16 protein-coding genes are annotated in these 16,998 nt (G+C 58.0%); 4 read left to right on the top strand and 12 right to left on the bottom strand.

All coding sequences use genetic code 11. The annotated features are described in order from the left end of the window. Positions 1-42: 42 nt before the first annotated feature. Positions 43-438 (top strand): hypothetical protein, encoded by a 396-nt coding sequence (locus tag C5F52_RS09595; protein WP_104798119.1) that lies wholly within the window; start codon positions 43-45, stop codon positions 436-438. On the opposite strand, the gene C5F52_RS09590 is transcribed toward C5F52_RS09595, so the two are convergent. After that, a complete protein-coding gene (locus tag C5F52_RS09590; RefSeq protein WP_104798118.1) occupies positions 404-1,615 on the bottom strand; it encodes an FAD-binding domain-containing protein in 1,212 nt (403 codons plus the stop codon). The two genes, C5F52_RS09595 and C5F52_RS09590, sit on opposite strands and share 35 nt — an antisense overlap. A 47-nt stretch (positions 1,616-1,662) precedes the next feature. On the opposite strand from C5F52_RS09590, the gene C5F52_RS09585 reads away from it, so the two are divergent. Together C5F52_RS09585 and C5F52_RS09580 are read left to right on the top strand one after the other, a co-directional pair. Then, on the top strand, positions 1,663-3,138 hold the full coding sequence (locus C5F52_RS09585; protein ID WP_104798117.1) for an MFS transporter: 1,476 nt from the start codon (positions 1,663-1,665) through the stop codon (positions 3,136-3,138). A gap of 64 nt (positions 3,139-3,202) precedes the next feature. Next, a complete protein-coding gene (locus C5F52_RS09580) occupies positions 3,203-3,976 on the top strand; it encodes a class II glutamine amidotransferase (protein WP_104798116.1) in 774 nt (257 codons plus the stop codon). 4 nt (positions 3,977-3,980) lie between these two features. Here C5F52_RS09580 and gshB read toward each other — a convergent pair whose 3' ends face one another. The 11 genes from gshB to C5F52_RS09525 all read right to left on the bottom strand — a co-directional run bounded on the left by gshB (position 3,981) and on the right by C5F52_RS09525 (position 16,406). Further along, on the bottom strand, positions 3,981-4,928 hold the full coding sequence (gene gshB, locus C5F52_RS09575) for a glutathione synthase (protein WP_104798115.1): 948 nt from the start codon (positions 4,926-4,928) through the stop codon (positions 3,981-3,983). 3 nt (positions 4,929-4,931) lie between these two features. Beyond that, positions 4,932-6,803, bottom strand: coding sequence for a potassium transporter Kup (locus C5F52_RS09570; protein ID WP_104798114.1), 1,872 nt, complete (start codon positions 6,801-6,803; stop codon positions 4,932-4,934). An 8-nt stretch (positions 6,804-6,811) separates the two neighbouring features. Further along, positions 6,812-8,107 carry a glutamate--cysteine ligase gene (gene gshA / locus C5F52_RS09565; protein WP_104798113.1) on the bottom strand — a complete coding sequence of 432 codons (1,296 nt, stop codon included), beginning with the start codon at positions 8,105-8,107 and terminating at the stop codon, positions 6,812-6,814. An 81-nt stretch (positions 8,108-8,188) separates the two neighbouring features. Next, positions 8,189-9,469: a glutamate-5-semialdehyde dehydrogenase gene (locus tag C5F52_RS09560; protein ID WP_104798190.1), complete on the bottom strand. Its 1,281-nt coding sequence runs from the start codon at positions 9,467-9,469 to the stop codon at positions 8,189-8,191. 14 nt (positions 9,470-9,483) lie between these two features. Continuing rightward, a complete protein-coding gene (holA, locus tag C5F52_RS09555) occupies positions 9,484-10,554 on the bottom strand; it encodes a DNA polymerase III subunit delta (protein WP_104798112.1) in 1,071 nt (356 codons plus the stop codon). Between the two features lie 2 nt (positions 10,555-10,556). Continuing rightward, positions 10,557-11,063 (bottom strand): LPS assembly lipoprotein LptE, encoded by a 507-nt coding sequence (gene lptE / locus C5F52_RS09550; protein ID WP_104798111.1) that lies wholly within the window; start codon positions 11,061-11,063, stop codon positions 10,557-10,559. A gap of 9 nt (positions 11,064-11,072) precedes the next feature. After that, entirely contained in the window at positions 11,073-13,847 is a 2,775-nt protein-coding gene (leuS, locus tag C5F52_RS09545) for a leucine--tRNA ligase (RefSeq protein WP_104798110.1), read from the bottom strand. 141 nt (positions 13,848-13,988) lie between these two features. After that, complete coding sequence (locus C5F52_RS09540) at positions 13,989-14,441, bottom strand: biopolymer transporter ExbD (RefSeq protein ID WP_104798109.1); 453 nt, start codon at positions 14,439-14,441, stop codon at positions 13,989-13,991. Continuing rightward, positions 14,441-15,067, bottom strand: coding sequence for a MotA/TolQ/ExbB proton channel family protein (locus C5F52_RS09535; RefSeq protein WP_104798108.1), 627 nt, complete (start codon positions 15,065-15,067; stop codon positions 14,441-14,443). Before C5F52_RS09535 ends, C5F52_RS09540 begins: the two co-directional genes overlap by 1 nt. Positions 15,068-15,093: 26 nt before the next feature. Then, positions 15,094-15,912, bottom strand: coding sequence for a 4-hydroxy-tetrahydrodipicolinate reductase (dapB, locus tag C5F52_RS09530; protein ID WP_104798189.1), 819 nt, complete (start codon positions 15,910-15,912; stop codon positions 15,094-15,096). 20 nt (positions 15,913-15,932) lie between these two features. Beyond that, positions 15,933-16,406 carry an outer membrane protein assembly factor BamE gene (locus tag C5F52_RS09525; protein ID WP_104798107.1) on the bottom strand — a complete coding sequence of 158 codons (474 nt, stop codon included), beginning with the start codon at positions 16,404-16,406 and terminating at the stop codon, positions 15,933-15,935. 153 nt (positions 16,407-16,559) lie between these two features. On the opposite strand from C5F52_RS09525, the gene fur reads away from it, so the two are divergent. Further along, the gene (gene fur, locus C5F52_RS09520; RefSeq protein ID WP_104798106.1) at positions 16,560-16,994 is read left to right on the top strand and encodes a ferric iron uptake transcriptional regulator; all 435 of its coding nucleotides are present in this window, start codon (positions 16,560-16,562) and stop codon (positions 16,992-16,994) included. Positions 16,995-16,998: the final 4 nt, after the last annotated feature.

Here is a 16,998-nt window from a genome sequence, read left to right as displayed (position 1 = left end):
CACTATGATTCGGCATACTTTTCACTTCTTTCGAGAAACACCATGACCGCCACTTTTGCCCGAAATTTGATTCGCATCGCTTTGCGCTCCCTGATGGGCTTGGTGCTCATCGTGGCCTTGCTGGCGGGCGGCTACTTGCTGTTCGCGTATCACTTCACCTACTCCAAGGGCGAGAGCGTGGGCTATGTGCAAAAGCTGTCTTACAAAGGATGGGTTTGCAAGACATGGGAAGGTGAGCAAATGCGCGCCTTGGCCAACGTACCGACTATTCCCGAAAAGTTCACCTTCACCGTGCGTGACACCGCCATTGCCGATCAAATCAACGCGCACATCGGTCAAAAAGTGGTGCTGGAATATGCCCAGCACCGCGGCTTGCCTGAGTGCTTTGGCGAAACCCAACACTTCATTGAGTCGGTTCGTTTGGCCCCGACCGAGTAAACGGCAACACCAGCTGCTGCAAGTGGCGCACGTTTTTGGTGACTTGCGTCCACCATTTGAAAAATGAGTCTTGGGGTTTCTCAAGCGGCTTGAACAAGCGGGGTGCGGGTCGCTGAATTAAGTTGACGCGCGGCATCTCAGGCAAGCGCAAATGCGCCACGGTATGCACCTGTGCAGCGGTCGACAAGGCCAAAGCCACTTCTTGCTGAGGGCCGCACCAACGATGAGGCGCCAGACTCACCATGCGCTCCCCGACAAACTGCCAGCGTGCAAGGCTCCAGGGCTGAGCCCATGCCAAGTCAGACCACGCCACCGCCACGCACACCACGTCGTCTGGCAAATCACCGGGCAGGTCTGCCAAATGCCACGGATGCACCAACCACACGGTTTTGTTCAACACGGCGTGATGGGCAGGTGCTGTAAACCCCAAATGTTCAGGTGGCTGCGACAAAACCGTGGGCTCTTCGCAAGGCTCACTCTCGCGACGCTCATGCGCCACCGTGGCACGGTTGTGCGCCAGCAACTCGATGACGTCGTAACTCGCATCCAACACCGTGCCCGGGCTGTGCCAAGACGGAGGAGCAAATTTCTCTAAGCTCTCCGCATTAAACAAATACGGCTTGCTGCTGCTGGTGCCGGCGATCCATTGCCAACTCAAATAGTTGCTGGCCAAGTCGCCATCGAGCAAATGGCTGTACAGCCAATCGGCTGCGACGCGCCAGTGCACTTTGCGAAAGTGCACCAAATAGCTGGCCAACCACATGCGGGCATGGTTGTGCAGATAGCCAGTGGCGTACAGCGTGCGCACCGCTTGGTCAATCACCGGCACATGGGTGCAAGCACAGCGCACATCCTCGGGCACCGCCAAGCTGTAAGCGTCATCGGGCAGCGCCCCTTCATGCAAGGACTGGGCAATGCCGTCCCCCAAGTGCGCGTGTAAATGCTGGTAGTACTCGCGCCAGCCCAGTTCAAACAACAGCTTGTGTTGCACCCCCAAACGGTGCTGTTTGTACATGGCCAAGGCCACCTCGGGCACGCTCAAGAAGCCGTGGGTTAAATACGGCGACAACCCCGTCACGGCGCCATCCAACGCATTGCGCGTCTGGGCATAGTCTCTGGGGTTGACCTGGGCCAACCGCTGCTGAGCGGCTTGGGGCGTGGGAGGAAATGCGTGCATATCGTTTTTGTCAATTGTGCCTTGCCAGCGTGGCTACACTTGCTGGCATGCACGAACCTGGCTCTCTCGCAGACCTCCAAAGCCGCTACGGCACGCGCCACCGCTGGCTGATGTTGACCACGGTGATGATCGGCTCCATGGCGGCCATCATGTCGTCCACCATCATGAACGTGGGCATTCCCGGCATGAGCCTGCACTTTGGCATTGGCCAAGAACAGGCCCAGTGGGTGAGCTCCAGTTTCATGGTGGCCATGACGGTGTCCATGCTCACCACCCCTTGGCTGCTGGCCCGTTTTGGCTACCGCACCACGTATTACGGCTGCATGTGGCTGCTGATGACGGCAGGCATTGGCGGCGGACTGGCCACCGACTACAACTGGGTGCTGGTCGCGCGGGTGAGCGAAGGGCTCGCCGCGGGCGTGGTGCAACCGATTCCCGCCATCATCATCTTGCGCGCATTTGACAACGCCGAACAAGGCCGCGCCAACAGCTTCTTTGGCATGGGCGTGGTGCTGGCGCCTGCCATCGGTCCCAGCATTGGCGGCATTTTGGTGGACTTCATGAGCTGGCGCTCCTTGTTTTTCATGGTCATCCCGTTTTGCCTGGCCTCGCTCTGGATGGCCAAACGCTACGTGCCCATCACCGCGCCCGGTGGCGTGAGCGCCAACCACGGCAAACCCACGCTCGATGTGGGTGGACTCACCCTCGCCACCGTGGGCACCTTGTGTCTGCTCAACGGCTTGGTGTTGCTGCACAGCGGCCAGTGGGGCAACTCGGCGTGGCTGATCGCTGGGGCTTTGTTGTGCATCGTGAGTTTCATTGCTTGGCAGCGCGTGCAGGCCCAACGCGGTGGCCTGCCCTTGATGAATTTGAGCCTGTTCAAGCATCGCCCATTTACCATGGGCACGCTAGTCGCCTTTATTTACGGCATCGCCATGTTTGGGTCGACCTATTTGATTCCGGTTTATTTGCAACTGGGACTGGGGCTCTCGCCCAGCCATGTGGGCACCTTGATGCTGCCATCGGGCTTGTTGCTGGCGGTAACCATCGCTGTGGTGGGCCGCTATGCCAGCACGCACCCCACGCATTTGTTCGTGAGCTTTGGCCTGACGCTGTTGGCGCTGTCGTTCGCGTTGATGCTGCTGGTCAATTTACAAACGGCGCTGTGGGTCTTGGTGGCCTTGGCCATTTTGGGGCGCATCGGACTGGGCTTCATCTTGCCCTCGCTCAACATGGGCGCCATGCGCTCGCTGCATGCCAACCTCATTCCTCAGGGCGCGAGTGCCATTAACTTTTTGCGCATGCTGGGCGGCGCGGCGGGTGTGAGCTTGTGCGGTATTTTGTTGGAATGGCGCTTGGCTGTGCACGGCGACACCCTCAGCAACCCCGCCACCTCGGCCGCGCGACTGGCTGCGTTTGACGATGTGTTTTTGATGTTGGCGGCCGTGTGTGCCTTCGCACTGATTGCGGCTTGGCAAATTCGCGAACCGCGCGTGCCACAGCATGACAAGGTCACACCGTAATCCACGGCTGCGTCCACCCCAAACTTCTCGCCCCTTCTGTTTCTCTTCACCAAGCCCGCCCACCATGTGCCAACTGCTCGGCCTCAACTGCAACAACCCAACAGACGCCACGTTCAGCTTCAGTGGCTTTGCACAGCGCGCGGGCGTCACCGACCACCACGGCGACGGCTGGGGCATTGCGTTTTTTGAAGGCTCAGAACAAGACCGAGGCTTGCGTCATTTCATTGACCATCTGCCCGCCAGCAACTCGCCCGTGGCCGAGCTGATTCGCAAATACCCCATCAAAAGCCGCAACGTCATTGCGCACATCCGCAAAGCCACGCAGGGCGTAGTGGCGCTGGAGAACTGTCACCCCTTTGTGCGCGAACTCTGGGGCCGTTATTGGGTGTTCGCCCACAATGGCAACTTAGAAAATTACAAACCCAACTTGCACGGCAACTTCAAACCCGTGGGTCACACGGACAGCGAAGAAGCGTTTTGCTGGCTGATGCAAGAGCTGGCCAAATCACACGCCAGCGTGCCATCGACCGAAGAGCTCACCTTGACCTTGCGCGAGTTGGTGCCTCAGGTGGCAAAGCACGGCACGTTCAACTTCTTGCTCTCCAACGGGCAGGCGCTGTGGGCCCACGCGTCCACCCACCTCTGGTACATCGAGCGTCAATACCCGTTTGCTACTGCCACCTTGAGCGATCAGGACATGCGCATCAACTTTGCAGAACATGCCAAACCCGATGACCGCGTGGCCGTGGTGGTCACCGCGCCGCTGACCACCGATGAGGTGTGGACGCCATTCAAGCCCGGGGAGTTGAAAGTCTTTGTCGAAGGGCGCGAAGCTTAAAACATCAAGCCGCGGCAGCTTCTAAGGCATCGATGAACATCGCGGCCACATTGAAACCGGTTTGGTCAAAGATCTCTTGAAAACATGTGGGGCTGGTGACGTTCACCTCGGTCAAACAGTCGCCAATCACATCAAGGCCCACCAACAGCAAACCGCGCGCAGCCAACACGGGGCCCAAGGCTTCGGCGATTTCACGCTCGCGCGCCGAGATGGCTTGCGCCACGCCTTTGCCACCCGCCGCCAAGTTGCCACGCACTTCACCGCCTTGCGGAATACGCGCCAAGCAAAAAGGCACCACTTGACCGCCAATGACCAAGACGCGCTTGTCGCCCTGCTCAATCGCGGGGATGAACTTTTGCACCATCACCGTTTGCGCACCGTCACGGTTGAGGGTTTCGACGATGGCACCGAGGTTCAAGCCATCGTCTTTCACACGGAAGATGCCCATGCCGCCCATGCCATCGAGTGGCTTCAAAATGATGTCTCGATGCTGCGCATGAAAAGCGCGAATGGCGTCAGCACTGCGGGTGACCAAGGTGGGGCTGATGAAACGCTGAAACTCCAGAATCGCCAACTTCTCCGGATGGTCACGCAGGGCACGCGGCTTGTTGAACACCTTGGCGCCTTCGCGCTCGGCTTGCTCTAGCAAGTGGGTGGCGTAGAAATATTCGCTGTCAAAGGGCGGGTCTTTGCGCATCACGATGGCATCGACGCTGTGCAGCGCGCAATGCTCATCCACGCCTTGCACCTCAAACCAATCGGCGGCATCACCCGTCAAACGCACACGTTGCACGCGCGCCGTCACTTTTTGGCCGCTTTGCCACACGATGTCTTGCGGTTCACACGCCAGCACTTGGTGGCCGCGCTTTTGCGCTTCGCGCATCATGGCGAAGGTGGTGTCCTTGTAAATTTTGAAGGACGAGAGCGGGTCAGCGACGAACAGAATGTGCATGGTTTAGATCTCGATCTTGCTGCCCAACTCGACCACCGAGTTGCTCGGCAAGTTCAAGAAGTCCGCAGCCGAGCTGGCATTGAGGTGCATTTGTGCAAAGATTTTTTCACGCCAAGGCGCCATGCCCTTGCCAAGCGTTGGCACGATGCTGTCACGCGACAAGAAGTAGCTGGTCGTCATGGGATTGACCTCGCAGCCCATGCCACGCAAATGCGTCAAGGCGCCCGGCACATCGGGGTTGTCTTTGAAGCCGTAATGGATCACCACTTGCCAACACTCATTCGCAAGCGGCGTGATGACCAAGCGCTCGTTCTCAGGGATCCAAGGCACTTCATGGTTTTGCACGTTCACAAACAGGTTTTGCTTATGCAACACTTTGTTGTGTTTGAGGTTATGCAGCAGCGCATTGGGGACCGAGCCTTTGCCCGTGGTCAAAAACACGGCCGTACCGTCCACACGCGCAGGCGGTGACAAAAAGACGGCTTCTAAGAAACTGTCCAAATCCAAAGCTTCTTCTTGGCGAATGTCGTTGAGCAATTCACGGCCATCGCGCCAAATCAGCATGAGCATCATGATGACCGCAGCGATCAGCAACGGGAACCAACCGCCATCAAACAACTTGAGTAAGTTGGAGGCCCAGAAGGTCAAGTCAATGACAAAGAAAAAGCCGGTGGCGCCCAAGCACATCCACAGCGGGTATTTCCAGCTGTAGCGGATCACGAAGAACGTCAGCACGGTGGTGATCAACATGTCAGTACACACCGCAATGCCATACGCCGCTGCCAAATTGCTAGACGACTTGAACATCACCACAGCCAACACGATGACGGCAAACAAGCCCCAGTTGACGAAAGGAATGTAGATTTGGCCCGTGTCTTTGACACTCGTGTGCAGCACTTGCAAACGCGGCAAGAAGCCCATTTGAACCACTTGCTTGGTGACGCTGAATGCACCTGAAATCAGCGCCTGCGACGCGATCACCGTCGCCGCCGTGGCCAACAAAACCAAAGGCAACAGCAACCAATCAGGCGCCATGTTGAAGAAGGGGTTGGCCACCGCATCGGGGTCGCTCAATAGCAAGGCACCTTGACCAAAGTAATTCAAGGTCAGCGATGGCATGACCACCGTGAACCATGCCATGCGAATCGGCTTTTTGCCAAAGTGCCCCATGTCGGCATACAAGGCTTCGCCACCGGTCACACACAGCACCACAGCACCCAAAATCAAGAAGGTGACTTCAGGCTCTGCGATGATGAAACGCAAGGCATGGTGCGGGCTAATGGCCCACAAAATTTCGGGATGCGACGCGATGTGATACAGCCCCAAAGCCGCAATAGCGGCAAACCACACCACGGTGATGGGACCAAAAAACTTGCCAATGCCGCTGGTGCCGCGCTTTTGCACGGCAAACAAACCAAACAAAATCACGATGGTGAGTGGGATCACATATTTCTTGAAGGCCGGAGAAATCACCTCCAAGCCTTCCACCGCAGACAGCACTGAAATGGCAGGCGTGATGACACCATCGCCATAAAACAAACAGGTGCCAAAGATGCCTACGATCAGCATGCGCTGTCGCAGTTTTGGCTTGTCTTTGACGGACATCGAGGCCAACGCCAACATGGCCACCAAGCCACCTTCGCCGTGGTTGTCAGCGCGCAGCACCAAGACCACGTACTTGATGGACACGATGATGGTCAAGGTCCAAAAGAAGATGGACAGAATTCCAAAAATATTGTCAGGCGTGAACTGCACATGGCCCGAGCCAAACACCTCTTTCATGGCGTACAGCACGCTGGTGCCGATGTCGCCGTAGACCACGCCAATGGCGCCCAAGGTCAACGCCGCGAGCGACGATTTAGCATGTTGTTCCATCAGAGATCTCAGTCGTAATTCTCAGCTTCGGGATCGGTAGCCTCTAGCTCATAGCTGGCGGCCAACATGGCAAGGCGTCCAATGACGCCATACATATAAAAGCGGTTCGGTGTGCTCGCACCTGGCTTCATGCCAGGCTGCGGCGTGTGCGCGCTTTGCTCAAACGCCAAGGGCACAAAGCTCGCACCGGGCGCGTTGAGGTTTTCATCCACTCCGCGTTCAGCGTGCACGCGGTAAAAACCGCCAACGACGTAACGGTCCATCATGTAAACCACTGGCTCGGCCACGGCGTCGTTCACGCGTTCATTGGTCAACACGCCTTCTTGAATGATGACTTGGTTCACCGACTGGCCATCTTTGACCACACTCATTTTGTTGCGCGTCTTGCGGTTGAGCACATCCAAATCTTTGACATCGCGCACGGTCATGATGCCCATGCCGTAAGTGCCGTTGTCGGCCTTGACGACCACAAACGGTTTTTCGTTGATGCCGTACTCTTTGTATTTGCGTTTGATCTTGGTCAGCAAGGCATCCACATTGGTCTGCAAGCACTCCATCCCCGTGCCCTCGGCAAAGTTCACTTCGCCACACTGGTTGAACATGGGATTGATCAGCCAAGGGTCGATGCCCAAGAGTTTGCCAAAGCGCTTCGCAACCTCTTCGTAACACTCAAAGTGCTTGCTTTTGCGACGCACACTCCAGCCCGCATGCAGCGGTGGCAACAGGTGTTGCTCGTGCAAGTCTTCCAAAATGCCGGGAATGCCTGCGCTCAAATCGTTGTTGAGCAAGATAGTGCACGGGTCGAAGTCTTTCAGGCCCACGCGTCGCGCGCCACGAATCACCGGCTCCAAGGTGACGCTGTCACCGTTGGGCAAGTTGATGGTGGTGTTTTCTTTGATCTCAGGGTTGATCGACCCAATGCGCACATTCAAGCCAGCCATGTGGAAGATGCGCTGCAGCTGCGCCACGTTCGACAAATAGAAGGTGTTGCGCGTGTGGTTCTCAGGAATCAGCAGCAGATTGCGCGCTTCCGGACAGATCTTCTCGATCGCGGCCATCGCGGCTTGCACTGCCAACGGCAGCATCTCGGGCGTCAGGTTGTTCCAACCGCCAGGGTAGAGGTTGGTGTCCACGGGCGCTAGCTTGAAGCCAGCGTTGCGCACATCCACAGAGCTGTAGAACGGTGGTGTGTGCTCCATCCATTCCAGACGAAACCAGCGCTCAATGGCAGGCATGGAATCGAGAATGCGTTGCTCAAGTTCGTTGATGGGGCCGGTGAGAGCCGTGATGAGGTGGGGAACCATGATGTCCTTCTTGATGGAGCGTCATTCTAGGCCGTCAGGCTGCGCCTCTATTTAGAGGTCCAACCCCATAACAGCGCCGATTCAAACCCGAATCTCGCCTTGTCCCAAAACGACGTATTTGAGCGAGGTCAACCCTTCAATGCCCACAGGGCCACGGGCGTGGAACTTGTCGGTCGAAATGCCAATCTCCGCCCCCAAGCCGTACTCGAAGCCATCGGCAAAACGGGTGCTGGCATTGACCATCACGCTGGATGAATCGACCTCGCGCAAAAAGCGCTGGGCGTGCATGTGGTCACGCGTGAGGATGGACTCGGTGTGGTGGCTGGAGTAGTGGTTGATGTGAGCAATGGCCTCATCCAAACCTGTCACCACCTTGACACTGATGATGGGGCCGAGGTATTCCTCAAACCAGTCTTGCTCGGTCGCGTCTTTCAGATGGGCACCTTGGACGCTGGCGAGGATGGCTTTGGCTTCGGGGCAGCAACGCATTTCCACACCTTTGGCCGCGTAAATTGCACCAATTTTGGGCAAAAACGCGGCAGCCACGCCGCGCGCCACCAGCAAGCTTTCGCTGGCATTGCAGGGGCTGTATTTTTGAGTTTTGGCGTTGTCAGCCACGGTGACGGCCATGGCGATGTCGCACGGATCGTCCACATAGGTGTGGCAGTTGCCGTCTAAGTGTTTGATGACCGGCACTTTGGCGTCGCGGCTGATGCGCTCAATCAAGCCTTTGCCGCCGCGCGGGATGATGACATCCACAAACTGAGGCATGGCAATGAGGTGGCCCACGGCCTCGCGGTCGGTGGTTTGCACCAGTTGCACAGCATCGGTGGGCAAGCCACTTTCGATCAAGGCTTGCTGCACCAGCTTGGCCAAGGCTTTGTTGGACTCAATGGCTTCCGAGCCGCCACGCAAGATGCACGCGTTGCCACTCTTGATGGACAGCGACGCCGCTTCAATCGTCACGTTGGGACGACTCTCGAAAATCATGCCGAACACGCCCAGAGGCACACGCATTTGACCCACACGAATGCCGCTGGGTTGCTCTTTCAAACCTGTGATTTCGCCAATCACCTCGGGCATGGCGGCCAGTTGCTCGCAACCCTGCGCGCAAGTTTCCAGCACTTTGGGGGTGAGCTTGAGGCGATCCACCATCGGCGCGTCGAGGCCTGCAGCGATGGCGCGCTCAATGTCTTTGGCGTTGTCAATTTGCAGTGCATCGATGTTGGCGCGCAGCAAAGCGGCCAAAGCGCGCAAGGCTTTGTTTTTGACAGCGGCAGAGGCTTTGGCCATTTGGGCCGAGGCCGTTTTGGCTTGCGCGCCCAAGGCATTCATGTGGTCAGCGACGTTAAGTTCGGTCATGGTGTGATTCTCTTTCAAGCTTGGCGCGGCATACAAGCACGGCACAAGCGCAAGGCCAAACGGTGCAAAGCCTGCCAGTTATCGGTCGGCCAGTCGGCCACTTTGAGGCCTTTAACAATGCCATCGACTTGGTGCGCCGATTGCAACAACTTCTCCAGCATGCCCACGCTCAAGCGCGGCAACACGCGCTCAAACAAACGCTCACGCGGGCCCCAAATGCGTTGCTCGCGCAGCGCCATGGGCAGGGCTTTGCCTGCGGCCACTGCGTCTTTGACGCGCTTGAGGGCGCGAATTTCTTCGGCCAGCGTGTAGTGCACCAGCACCTCAGCTTCGCCCTCGGCCTTGAGGCCATCGAGCATGCGCTGCACGCGCAGCGGCTGGCCACTGAGCACCGCCTCTGAGAGTTTAAAAACGTCGTAGCGGGCCACATTCAGCACCGCGCGTTCCACCTGCTCAAAGCTCAACTCGCCAGCGGGGTAGAGCAGGCCGAGTTTTTGAATTTCTTGATGCGCCGCCAACAAATTGCCTTCCACCCGATCGGCAAAAAACTGCAAGGTATGTTGGCCCGCCTCCCCTTCACTCACACGTTGCTGCTGCGCGCCCAAGCGGTGCGCAATCCAAGTGGGCAAGGTGTGACGCTCAATCGGGTCAATTTGCACGCTGATGCCGCTGTTCTCCAACGCAGCGAACCACGCCGAACTTTTGGTGGCTTTGTCCAGACGCGGCAGCAACACCACCGTCAACGTGCTGTCATTGCCCACCGCCAACTCCGCGATGTTTTGCAACGCCACGCTGCCGTCTTTGCCGGGCTTGCCCGAGGGAATGCGGATTTCAATCAACTGCTTGTCAGCAAACAAACTCATGGAGCCGCCTGCTGCCAACACTTCGCCCCAATCAAAGTGCGCGCCTGCCACTGTGAACACGCTGCGCTCGGTGAAGCCTTGGGCACGCGCGGTGGCGCGCAGGGCATCTAGGGCCTCTTGCTGCAACAAGGGCTCATCGCCATGGAAGGTGTAAAGACTGCGCAGACCTTTGGAGGCCTGCGTCTGCAGGTGCTGGCTGAATTGCGAGGCGGCGACTTGCATGGTCAGAGCTGACGAATGGAGGCCAAGCGGCGCTGAATTTGTTGCACCAAATCGTTTTCCATGTCGCGGTACAGCAAGCCTTCTTCCGACTCTTTGGACAAGGCACCGGTCTCGTTGAAGTTGATGTCGCGGGTGAGCACCAACTCGGTGTCAGGAATCAACTCTTTGCCCGCCTGCGTGCGCACGCGAAAACGATAGCGCAGACGCAACTGGAATTCACGAATCGCACCTGTGGAGGTGCGCCCCACCACCACTTTCTCACGCAACTCCATCAGTTGATCAAAGATGACTTGGGCACGCTCGATTTGCTTGGGATCGGTGATGACTTCCACTTGGCCGGTCGCAGCCAAACTGCGATGCAGCTTGATGCCCAAAGGCGACACCACAGGCACGCTGCTGAACAAGGTGCTGAACGCGTAGCTCGGCGCCTTGCGCAACTCAAAGCCGCAGCCCGCCAGCCCGACGACGAGGCTGGAGGAGATCAACAAAGCACGGCGTGTGGTGGACATACGCAGCTCTTAAACGACGATGTTGACCAAACGGCCTGGCACGACGATGACCTTCTTCGGCGCAGCACCATTGGCTTGCTTGATGAAGGCGTCGGTGGCCAACGCCGCTTGCTCAATTTGCTCTTTGCTGGCCGTGGCGCTAACGGTGACCGCACCACGCAACTTGCCGTTGATTTGCAGCATCAGCTCCAGCTCGTCACGTTGCAAGGCGCTCTCGTCGACTTCAGGCCAAGCGGTGTCGAGCAAATCGCCCGACTGCTTGGCGTAGCCCAACTCGGCCCACAAATTCGCGCTGATGTGCGGGCAAGCTGGGTAGAGCATGCGCAGCAACACAGACATGCCTTCGCACAACACGGCGTTGTCGCCCTCGCTGCCATCGGCCTTGAAATCTTCCAAAGCGTTGAGTAACTTCATGCAGCCCGACACCACGGTGTTGTATTGCATGCGCTCGTAGTCATAGCTGACTTGCTTGAGCACCACATGCATTTCACGGCGCAAATCGGCGGCTTCTTTGCGTGGCTTGGCGACGCTCAAGTTGCCAGCGGTGGCGGCCTTGAGTGTGGCTTCGTGTTTGAACGCGAAGTTCCACACACGGCGCAAGAAGCGGTAGCTGCCTTCCACGGCCGCGTCGTTCCACTCCAGCGTGGCTTCGGGCGGCGCGGTGAACATGGTGTACAGACGCGCGGTATCGGCGCCGTAACGCTCGATCAGGTCTTGCGGGTCTACGCCGTTGTTCTTGGACTTGGACATGGTGCCCACGCCTTCGTAGTCGATGGCGGTGCCCACGGGCAATTTGCCGTCGCTGCTGTCAGCGGCATTCTTGAGCTTGGCGCCCACCACTTTGCCAGCGTCGTCCAGCACATGCTCGACATCGTGGGGCCAGAAGTAATCTTTGCCACCTTTGGCTGTGCGGCGTGAGTAGATGTGGTTGAGCACCATGCCTTGCGTGAGCAGTTTGGTGAACGGCTCGTCCACTTTGACCAGGCCCATGTCGCGCATGACTTTGGTCCAGAAACGTGCGTAGAGCAAATGCAAAATCGCGTGCTCAATGCCGCCAATGTATTGGTCCATCGGCGCCCAGTACTGCGCACCCTCGGCCACCATTGCGTCGGTGTTGGTGGGGTCGCAATAGCGCATGAAGTACCACGACGAATCCACAAACGTGTCCATCGTATCGGTCTCGCGGCGGGCGGGCTTACCGCACACGGGGCAAGTCACACCGGCGTGGAAACCTTCGTGCTTGTGCAGCGGATTGCCAGAGCCATCAGGGATGCAGTCTTGCGGCAACACCACGGGCAAATCTTTTTCGGGCACAGGCACCGCGCCGTGTTCGTCGCAATGGATGATTGGGATGGGCGTGCCCCAGTAGCGCTGGCGGCTGATGCCCCAGTCGCGCAAACGCCAGGTGGTTTTCTTTTCGCCCAAGTTTTTGGCTGCGAGCAGTTCGGCCACTTTGTTGACGGCTGCTTTCTGGTGCAAGCCGTCGAGTTCACCAGAGTTCACGCACACACCCGCTTTGGTGGCGTACCACTCTTGCCAGGCCGTGGCATCGAATGCCGAAGAGGCGGCATCGGCAGGTGCGCCGGGTGACGATTTTGAGCTTGCGTATGAGGAGCCCGGCGTACCTGTCGAGGCCGCCGCTGCACCGTCAACGCCAAGCGCCACGACTTGCTGAATGGGCAAGTCGTATTTCAAAGCAAACGCAAAGTCACGCTCGTCATGCGCAGGCACGCCCATGACCGCACCATCGCCGTAAGACATGAGCACGTAATTGCCCACCCACACCTCGACCTTCGCGCCGGTCAATGGGTGCGTGACGAACAAGCCCGTGGGCATGCCCTTTTTCTCTTGCGTGGCCAGCTCGGCTTCGGTGGTGCCGCCGCTTTTGCATTCTTCGAGGAAGGCGGCCATTGCAGGGCTGGTCGCCGCAGCGTGCAACGCCAGCGGATGCTCAGCAGCCACCGCGCAGAAAGTGACGCCCATGATGGTGTCGGCGCGTGTGGTAAACACATACATTTTTCCGTCGCCGATGAGCGCGCCATCTGCACCGGCAATGTCGTGCGTGAACGCAAAGCGCACACCTTCGCTCTTGCCAATCCAGTTCTCTTGCATCAAGCGCACTTTGTCGGGCCAGCCGTTCAGCGTGGCCTTTTCGTTGCCGATTTGCACGTGATCCAACAGTTCTTGCGCGTAGCGGGTGATGTCGAGGTAATAGCCAGGAATTTCGCGCTTCTCAACCGGTGCGCCCGTGCGCCAGCCTTTGCCGTCAATCACTTGCTCGTTGGCCAACACGGTTTGGTCCACCGGGTCCCAGTTCACGACTTGAGTCTTGCGGTAGGCGATGCCTTTTTCGAGCATCTTCAAGAAGAGCCATTGGTTCCACTTGTAGTAAGTCGCATCGCAGGTGGCCACTTCGCGTGACCAGTCGATGGCCAAGCCCATCGCCTGCATTTGCTTCTTCATGTAGGCGATGTTTTCGTAAGTCCACTTGGCCGGTGGCACACCGTTTTTGAGCGCGGCGTTTTCGGCTGGCAAACCAAAGGCGTCCCAGCCCATAGGCATCAACACGTTGTAGCCCTTCATGCGCAGGTTGCGCGTGAGCATGTCGTTGATGGTGTAGTTGCGCACGTGGCCCATGTGCAGCTTGCCGCTGGGGTAAGGCAGCATGGAGCAGGCGTAGAACTTTTTCTTGGACGCGTCTTCGGTCACGCGGTAGGCGTCGGCTTGGGTCCAAGTGGCCTGAACGGCGCGTTCGACCTCGGTATGGTTGTATTTGTCTTGCATGGAATCAGTCAGAGAATCCCCGCTGGGGTCGCGAGGCAGCGCCTTCAAACAAAGGCAAAGAATGCACTGATTTTAGGCCTTGGTTTGAGGGCAATCGGGATGCCGAAGAAGGGGACGCTCAGCGAGCGATGACTAGGTTAATTAAGGCGCGGCAACGGGCTGCTTGCGCTCGGTCACAAAGCCAATGCGGTTCATGCCCGCTTGCTGGGCCAAGCCCATGACTTCGACCACACGGCCGTAAGGCACGCGCTCATCGGCACGCAGCTGCACTTCAGGCAATTCGCCATGGTCCATGGCCAAAGCTTTAGAGGCTTGGGCGTTGAGGCTGCGTTTGAGATCCTCCAGCGATGTGGCTTTGTCGTCGAGATACACCACGCCTTTGGCGTCAATGCTGAGCTCGACAAAGCGCGGCGGGGCGCTGCTGGCCTGTGCGCCGTCGGTTTTGGGCAAATCAAGCTTCAAAGCGCTGACCATCAAAGGCGCGGTGATGATGAAGATGACCAGCAACACCATCATCACATCGACCAAGGGGGTGACGTTGATGTCGCTCATGGGCGTTTGGCCCGGCGTGCGCTCAAAACGTCCAAAAGCCATCAGAGATCTCGCAGGTCGTGGGCAAAGCCTTCCAGCTCTTGCTCCAAGCGGTTAATCACGCGGCCCATCACGTTAAACGCCAACACGGCGGGCAAGGCCACGGCCAAACCTGCGGCCGTCATGATGAGGGCCTCGCCGACCGGCCCAGCCACTTGGGCGATGGAGAGCTGACCCGCGCTGGAAATGCCCGTGAGCGCATGGTAGATGCCCCACACCGTGCCTAACAAACCCACAAATGGCGCCGTAGAACCCACCGTCGCCAAGAGCACCTGCCCCGACTGCAAACGATGCAGCACGGCATGCAAAGCATCACGCAGCACACGGGTGCGTTGCGCGGCTTCGTCACCTTGAGCACCCAAGGTGCCGGGCATGCGCTGTTGCTGCGCTTGGACCAACGGCAACAAAACGGCACAACGGTCTAGGGCGCCAAGAACAGCCAAGCCCTGCGCCATATCTCGGGCTTGCCAAAATGCGGCTTTGCCTTGTGCCACATCCGCGCTCACACGACGCAGCAGCCAAGACTTATAAACAATTGCCGTCCATGTGGCGACCGACATGGCCAGCAACACCAGATTCAACGTGACGCTGAACGCATCGCCTTGCAAGGTGGCGTCAAAGAGAGTCATGGCAGGATGGAGACTTGGTGAAAAACTTAGCGCAGGTTCAACACGTCAAACATGTCGAACAGGCCTTTGTCTTTGCCAGCCAAAAAGCTGGCCGCGCGCAAACTGCCTTGGGCGTAGGTTGCACGGCTCGACGACTTGTGGGTCACTTCAATGCGCTCGCCCGTTCCGGCAAACAACACGGTGTGATCACCCACGATGTCGCCACCGCGAATCGTGGCAAAGCCAATGGTGGACGGATCGCGCTCACCGGTGTGGCCATAACGCTCGTACACCGCGCAATCTTTCAGATCGCGGCCCATGGCCTCGGCAATCACCTCGCCCATTTTCAGAGCCGTGCCGGAGGGCGCGTCCACTTTGTGGCGGTGATGCGCTTCGATGATTTCAATGTCGTAGCCCGTGGGCATGGCCTGTGCGGCCATTTGCAACAACTTCAGCGTCACGTTCACGCCCACGCTCATGTTCGGCGCCATGACGATCGCGATGTCTTTCGCCGCTTCGGCAATTTCGGCTTTTTGTGCATCGGTAAAACCGGTGGTGCCAATCACCAACTTCACACCCAACTCACGGCAGACCTTGAGGTGGGCCAATGTGCCCTCGGGGCGCGTGAAGTCGATCAGCACTTGGCTGTTTTTCAAGCCTTGGCGCACATCGGACTCGATGTTGACGCCGCTGGCTTGGCCTAAAAAACCCGTGGCATCGTTGCCAATGCTAGGACTGGCGGACACATCCAAAGCGCCGCTGAGTTGAAACTCCGGCGCGTTGCGCACGGCTTCGATCAACATGTGGCCCATGCGGCCGCTGGCGCCAGCGATGGCAAGTTTCAAAGGAGGTGTCGTGTGAGCCATGGTGCGGGCACTTTCAAAAATCAACGGGCAAGAACTTCAAGCGGCGGATAGGTGGCAGGCTTGGATGGCGCCAACACAGGCGCGACAGACGCCGTAGGCTTGGCGGGGAACTGCGCCAAATCAGCCTCACTGGCTTTCAGTTCGGGAAGTTTTTTAGCAGCTGTGCGCGTGTCGATCTTGGCCGCAAACTCGGCCTCAGAAGGCAATGGATCGCCATCCAATTGGACCAAAGTATCGTTCTTGAAAAACACACTGAAGCGTCGCAACTGTGGCTCTGCGCCTTGACGGCGGATGGTGAACGCGTAGTCCCAGCGATCGCCGTGAAACACGCTGGTCACCAAAGGCGTGCCCAGAATGTCACGCACCGCTTGGCGAGGCATGCCCAAGCGCAGTGCTTGCGCTTGTTCGCGCGAGACAAAGTTGCCTTGCACGACCTCAGGCCGATAAGGTGTGATCAAACTTGAGCACGCGGTCAGCCCTAGGCCGGCAACCATGCAGGCCGCAACGAGCGAGGTGTGCCGACTGAACGACGAGAAAGAGGCTTTTCGACAGAATTCAAACATGGTGTGAAAGGCCGAATTGGGCTGTAACGCTATGATCTATTCATTGTAACGGGCCCCCTGTTTCGCCCGTCTTGGAGAGACCCCATGGCCCACGCCGACGACTTGAAAAACACGGGGCTCAAAGCCACCTTGCCACGACTCAAAATTTTGAATTTGTTTCAGACCAGCGAGCAACGTCACATGACTGCCGAAGATGTGTATCGCCAGCTGGTGCTACAAAACGTGGACATTGGCCTGGCCACGGTCTACCGTGTGCTGATGCAATTTGAGCAAGCTGACATTCTCAAGCGCAGCCACTTTGAAAGCGAGCGCGCCGTCTACGAACTCAACGAAGGCGAACACCACGACCACTTGGTGTGTCTAGATTGCGGGCGTGTGGAAGAGTTTCACGACAAAGAAATTGAAGCGCTGCAAGTCAAAGTGGCCAAACGCCAAGGCTTTGAAATCGCCGACCATGCCTTGAGTTTGTATGCCCATTGCCGCAAGCCCAATTGTGAGCACCGGCCAGCCAAGGCTTAACGCA

The sequence above is a fragment of the Limnohabitans sp. TS-CS-82 genome (genome assembly GCF_002943475.1).
The sequence above is the reverse complement of the archived record's forward strand: the minus strand, read 5'-3'. Positions and strand labels throughout refer to the sequence as shown.

Excerpts from the sequence above, each read along its gene's own strand:
- C5F52_RS09595 (WP_104798119.1), top strand. The coding sequence starts at position 43 with ATGACCGCCACTTTTGCCCGAAATTTGATTCGCATCGCTTTGCGCTCC.
- C5F52_RS09590 (WP_104798118.1), bottom strand. The coding sequence starts at position 1,615 with ATGCACGCATTTCCTCCCACGCCCCAAGCCGCTCAGCAGCGGTTGGCC.
- C5F52_RS09585 (WP_104798117.1), top strand. The coding sequence starts at position 1,663 with ATGCACGAACCTGGCTCTCTCGCAGACCTCCAAAGCCGCTACGGCACG.
- C5F52_RS09580 (WP_104798116.1), top strand. The coding sequence starts at position 3,203 with ATGTGCCAACTGCTCGGCCTCAACTGCAACAACCCAACAGACGCCACG.
- gshB (WP_104798115.1), bottom strand. The coding sequence starts at position 4,928 with ATGCACATTCTGTTCGTCGCTGACCCGCTCTCGTCCTTCAAAATTTAC.
- C5F52_RS09570 (WP_104798114.1), bottom strand. The coding sequence starts at position 6,803 with ATGGAACAACATGCTAAATCGTCGCTCGCGGCGTTGACCTTGGGCGCC.
- gshA (WP_104798113.1), bottom strand. The coding sequence starts at position 8,107 with ATGGTTCCCCACCTCATCACGGCTCTCACCGGCCCCATCAACGAACTT.
- C5F52_RS09560 (WP_104798190.1), bottom strand. The coding sequence starts at position 9,469 with ATGACCGAACTTAACGTCGCTGACCACATGAATGCCTTGGGCGCGCAA.
- holA (WP_104798112.1), bottom strand. The coding sequence starts at position 10,554 with ATGCAAGTCGCCGCCTCGCAATTCAGCCAGCACCTGCAGACGCAGGCC.
- lptE (WP_104798111.1), bottom strand. The coding sequence starts at position 11,063 with ATGTCCACCACACGCCGTGCTTTGTTGATCTCCTCCAGCCTCGTCGTC.
- leuS (WP_104798110.1), bottom strand. The coding sequence starts at position 13,847 with ATGCAAGACAAATACAACCATACCGAGGTCGAACGCGCCGTTCAGGCC.
- C5F52_RS09540 (WP_104798109.1), bottom strand. The coding sequence starts at position 14,441 with ATGGCTTTTGGACGTTTTGAGCGCACGCCGGGCCAAACGCCCATGAGC.
- C5F52_RS09535 (WP_104798108.1), bottom strand. The coding sequence starts at position 15,067 with ATGACTCTCTTTGACGCCACCTTGCAAGGCGATGCGTTCAGCGTCACG.
- dapB (WP_104798189.1), bottom strand. The coding sequence starts at position 15,912 with ATGGCTCACACGACACCTCCTTTGAAACTTGCCATCGCTGGCGCCAGC.
- C5F52_RS09525 (WP_104798107.1), bottom strand. The coding sequence starts at position 16,406 with ATGGTTGCCGGCCTAGGGCTGACCGCGTGCTCAAGTTTGATCACACCT.
- fur (WP_104798106.1), top strand. The coding sequence starts at position 16,560 with ATGGCCCACGCCGACGACTTGAAAAACACGGGGCTCAAAGCCACCTTG.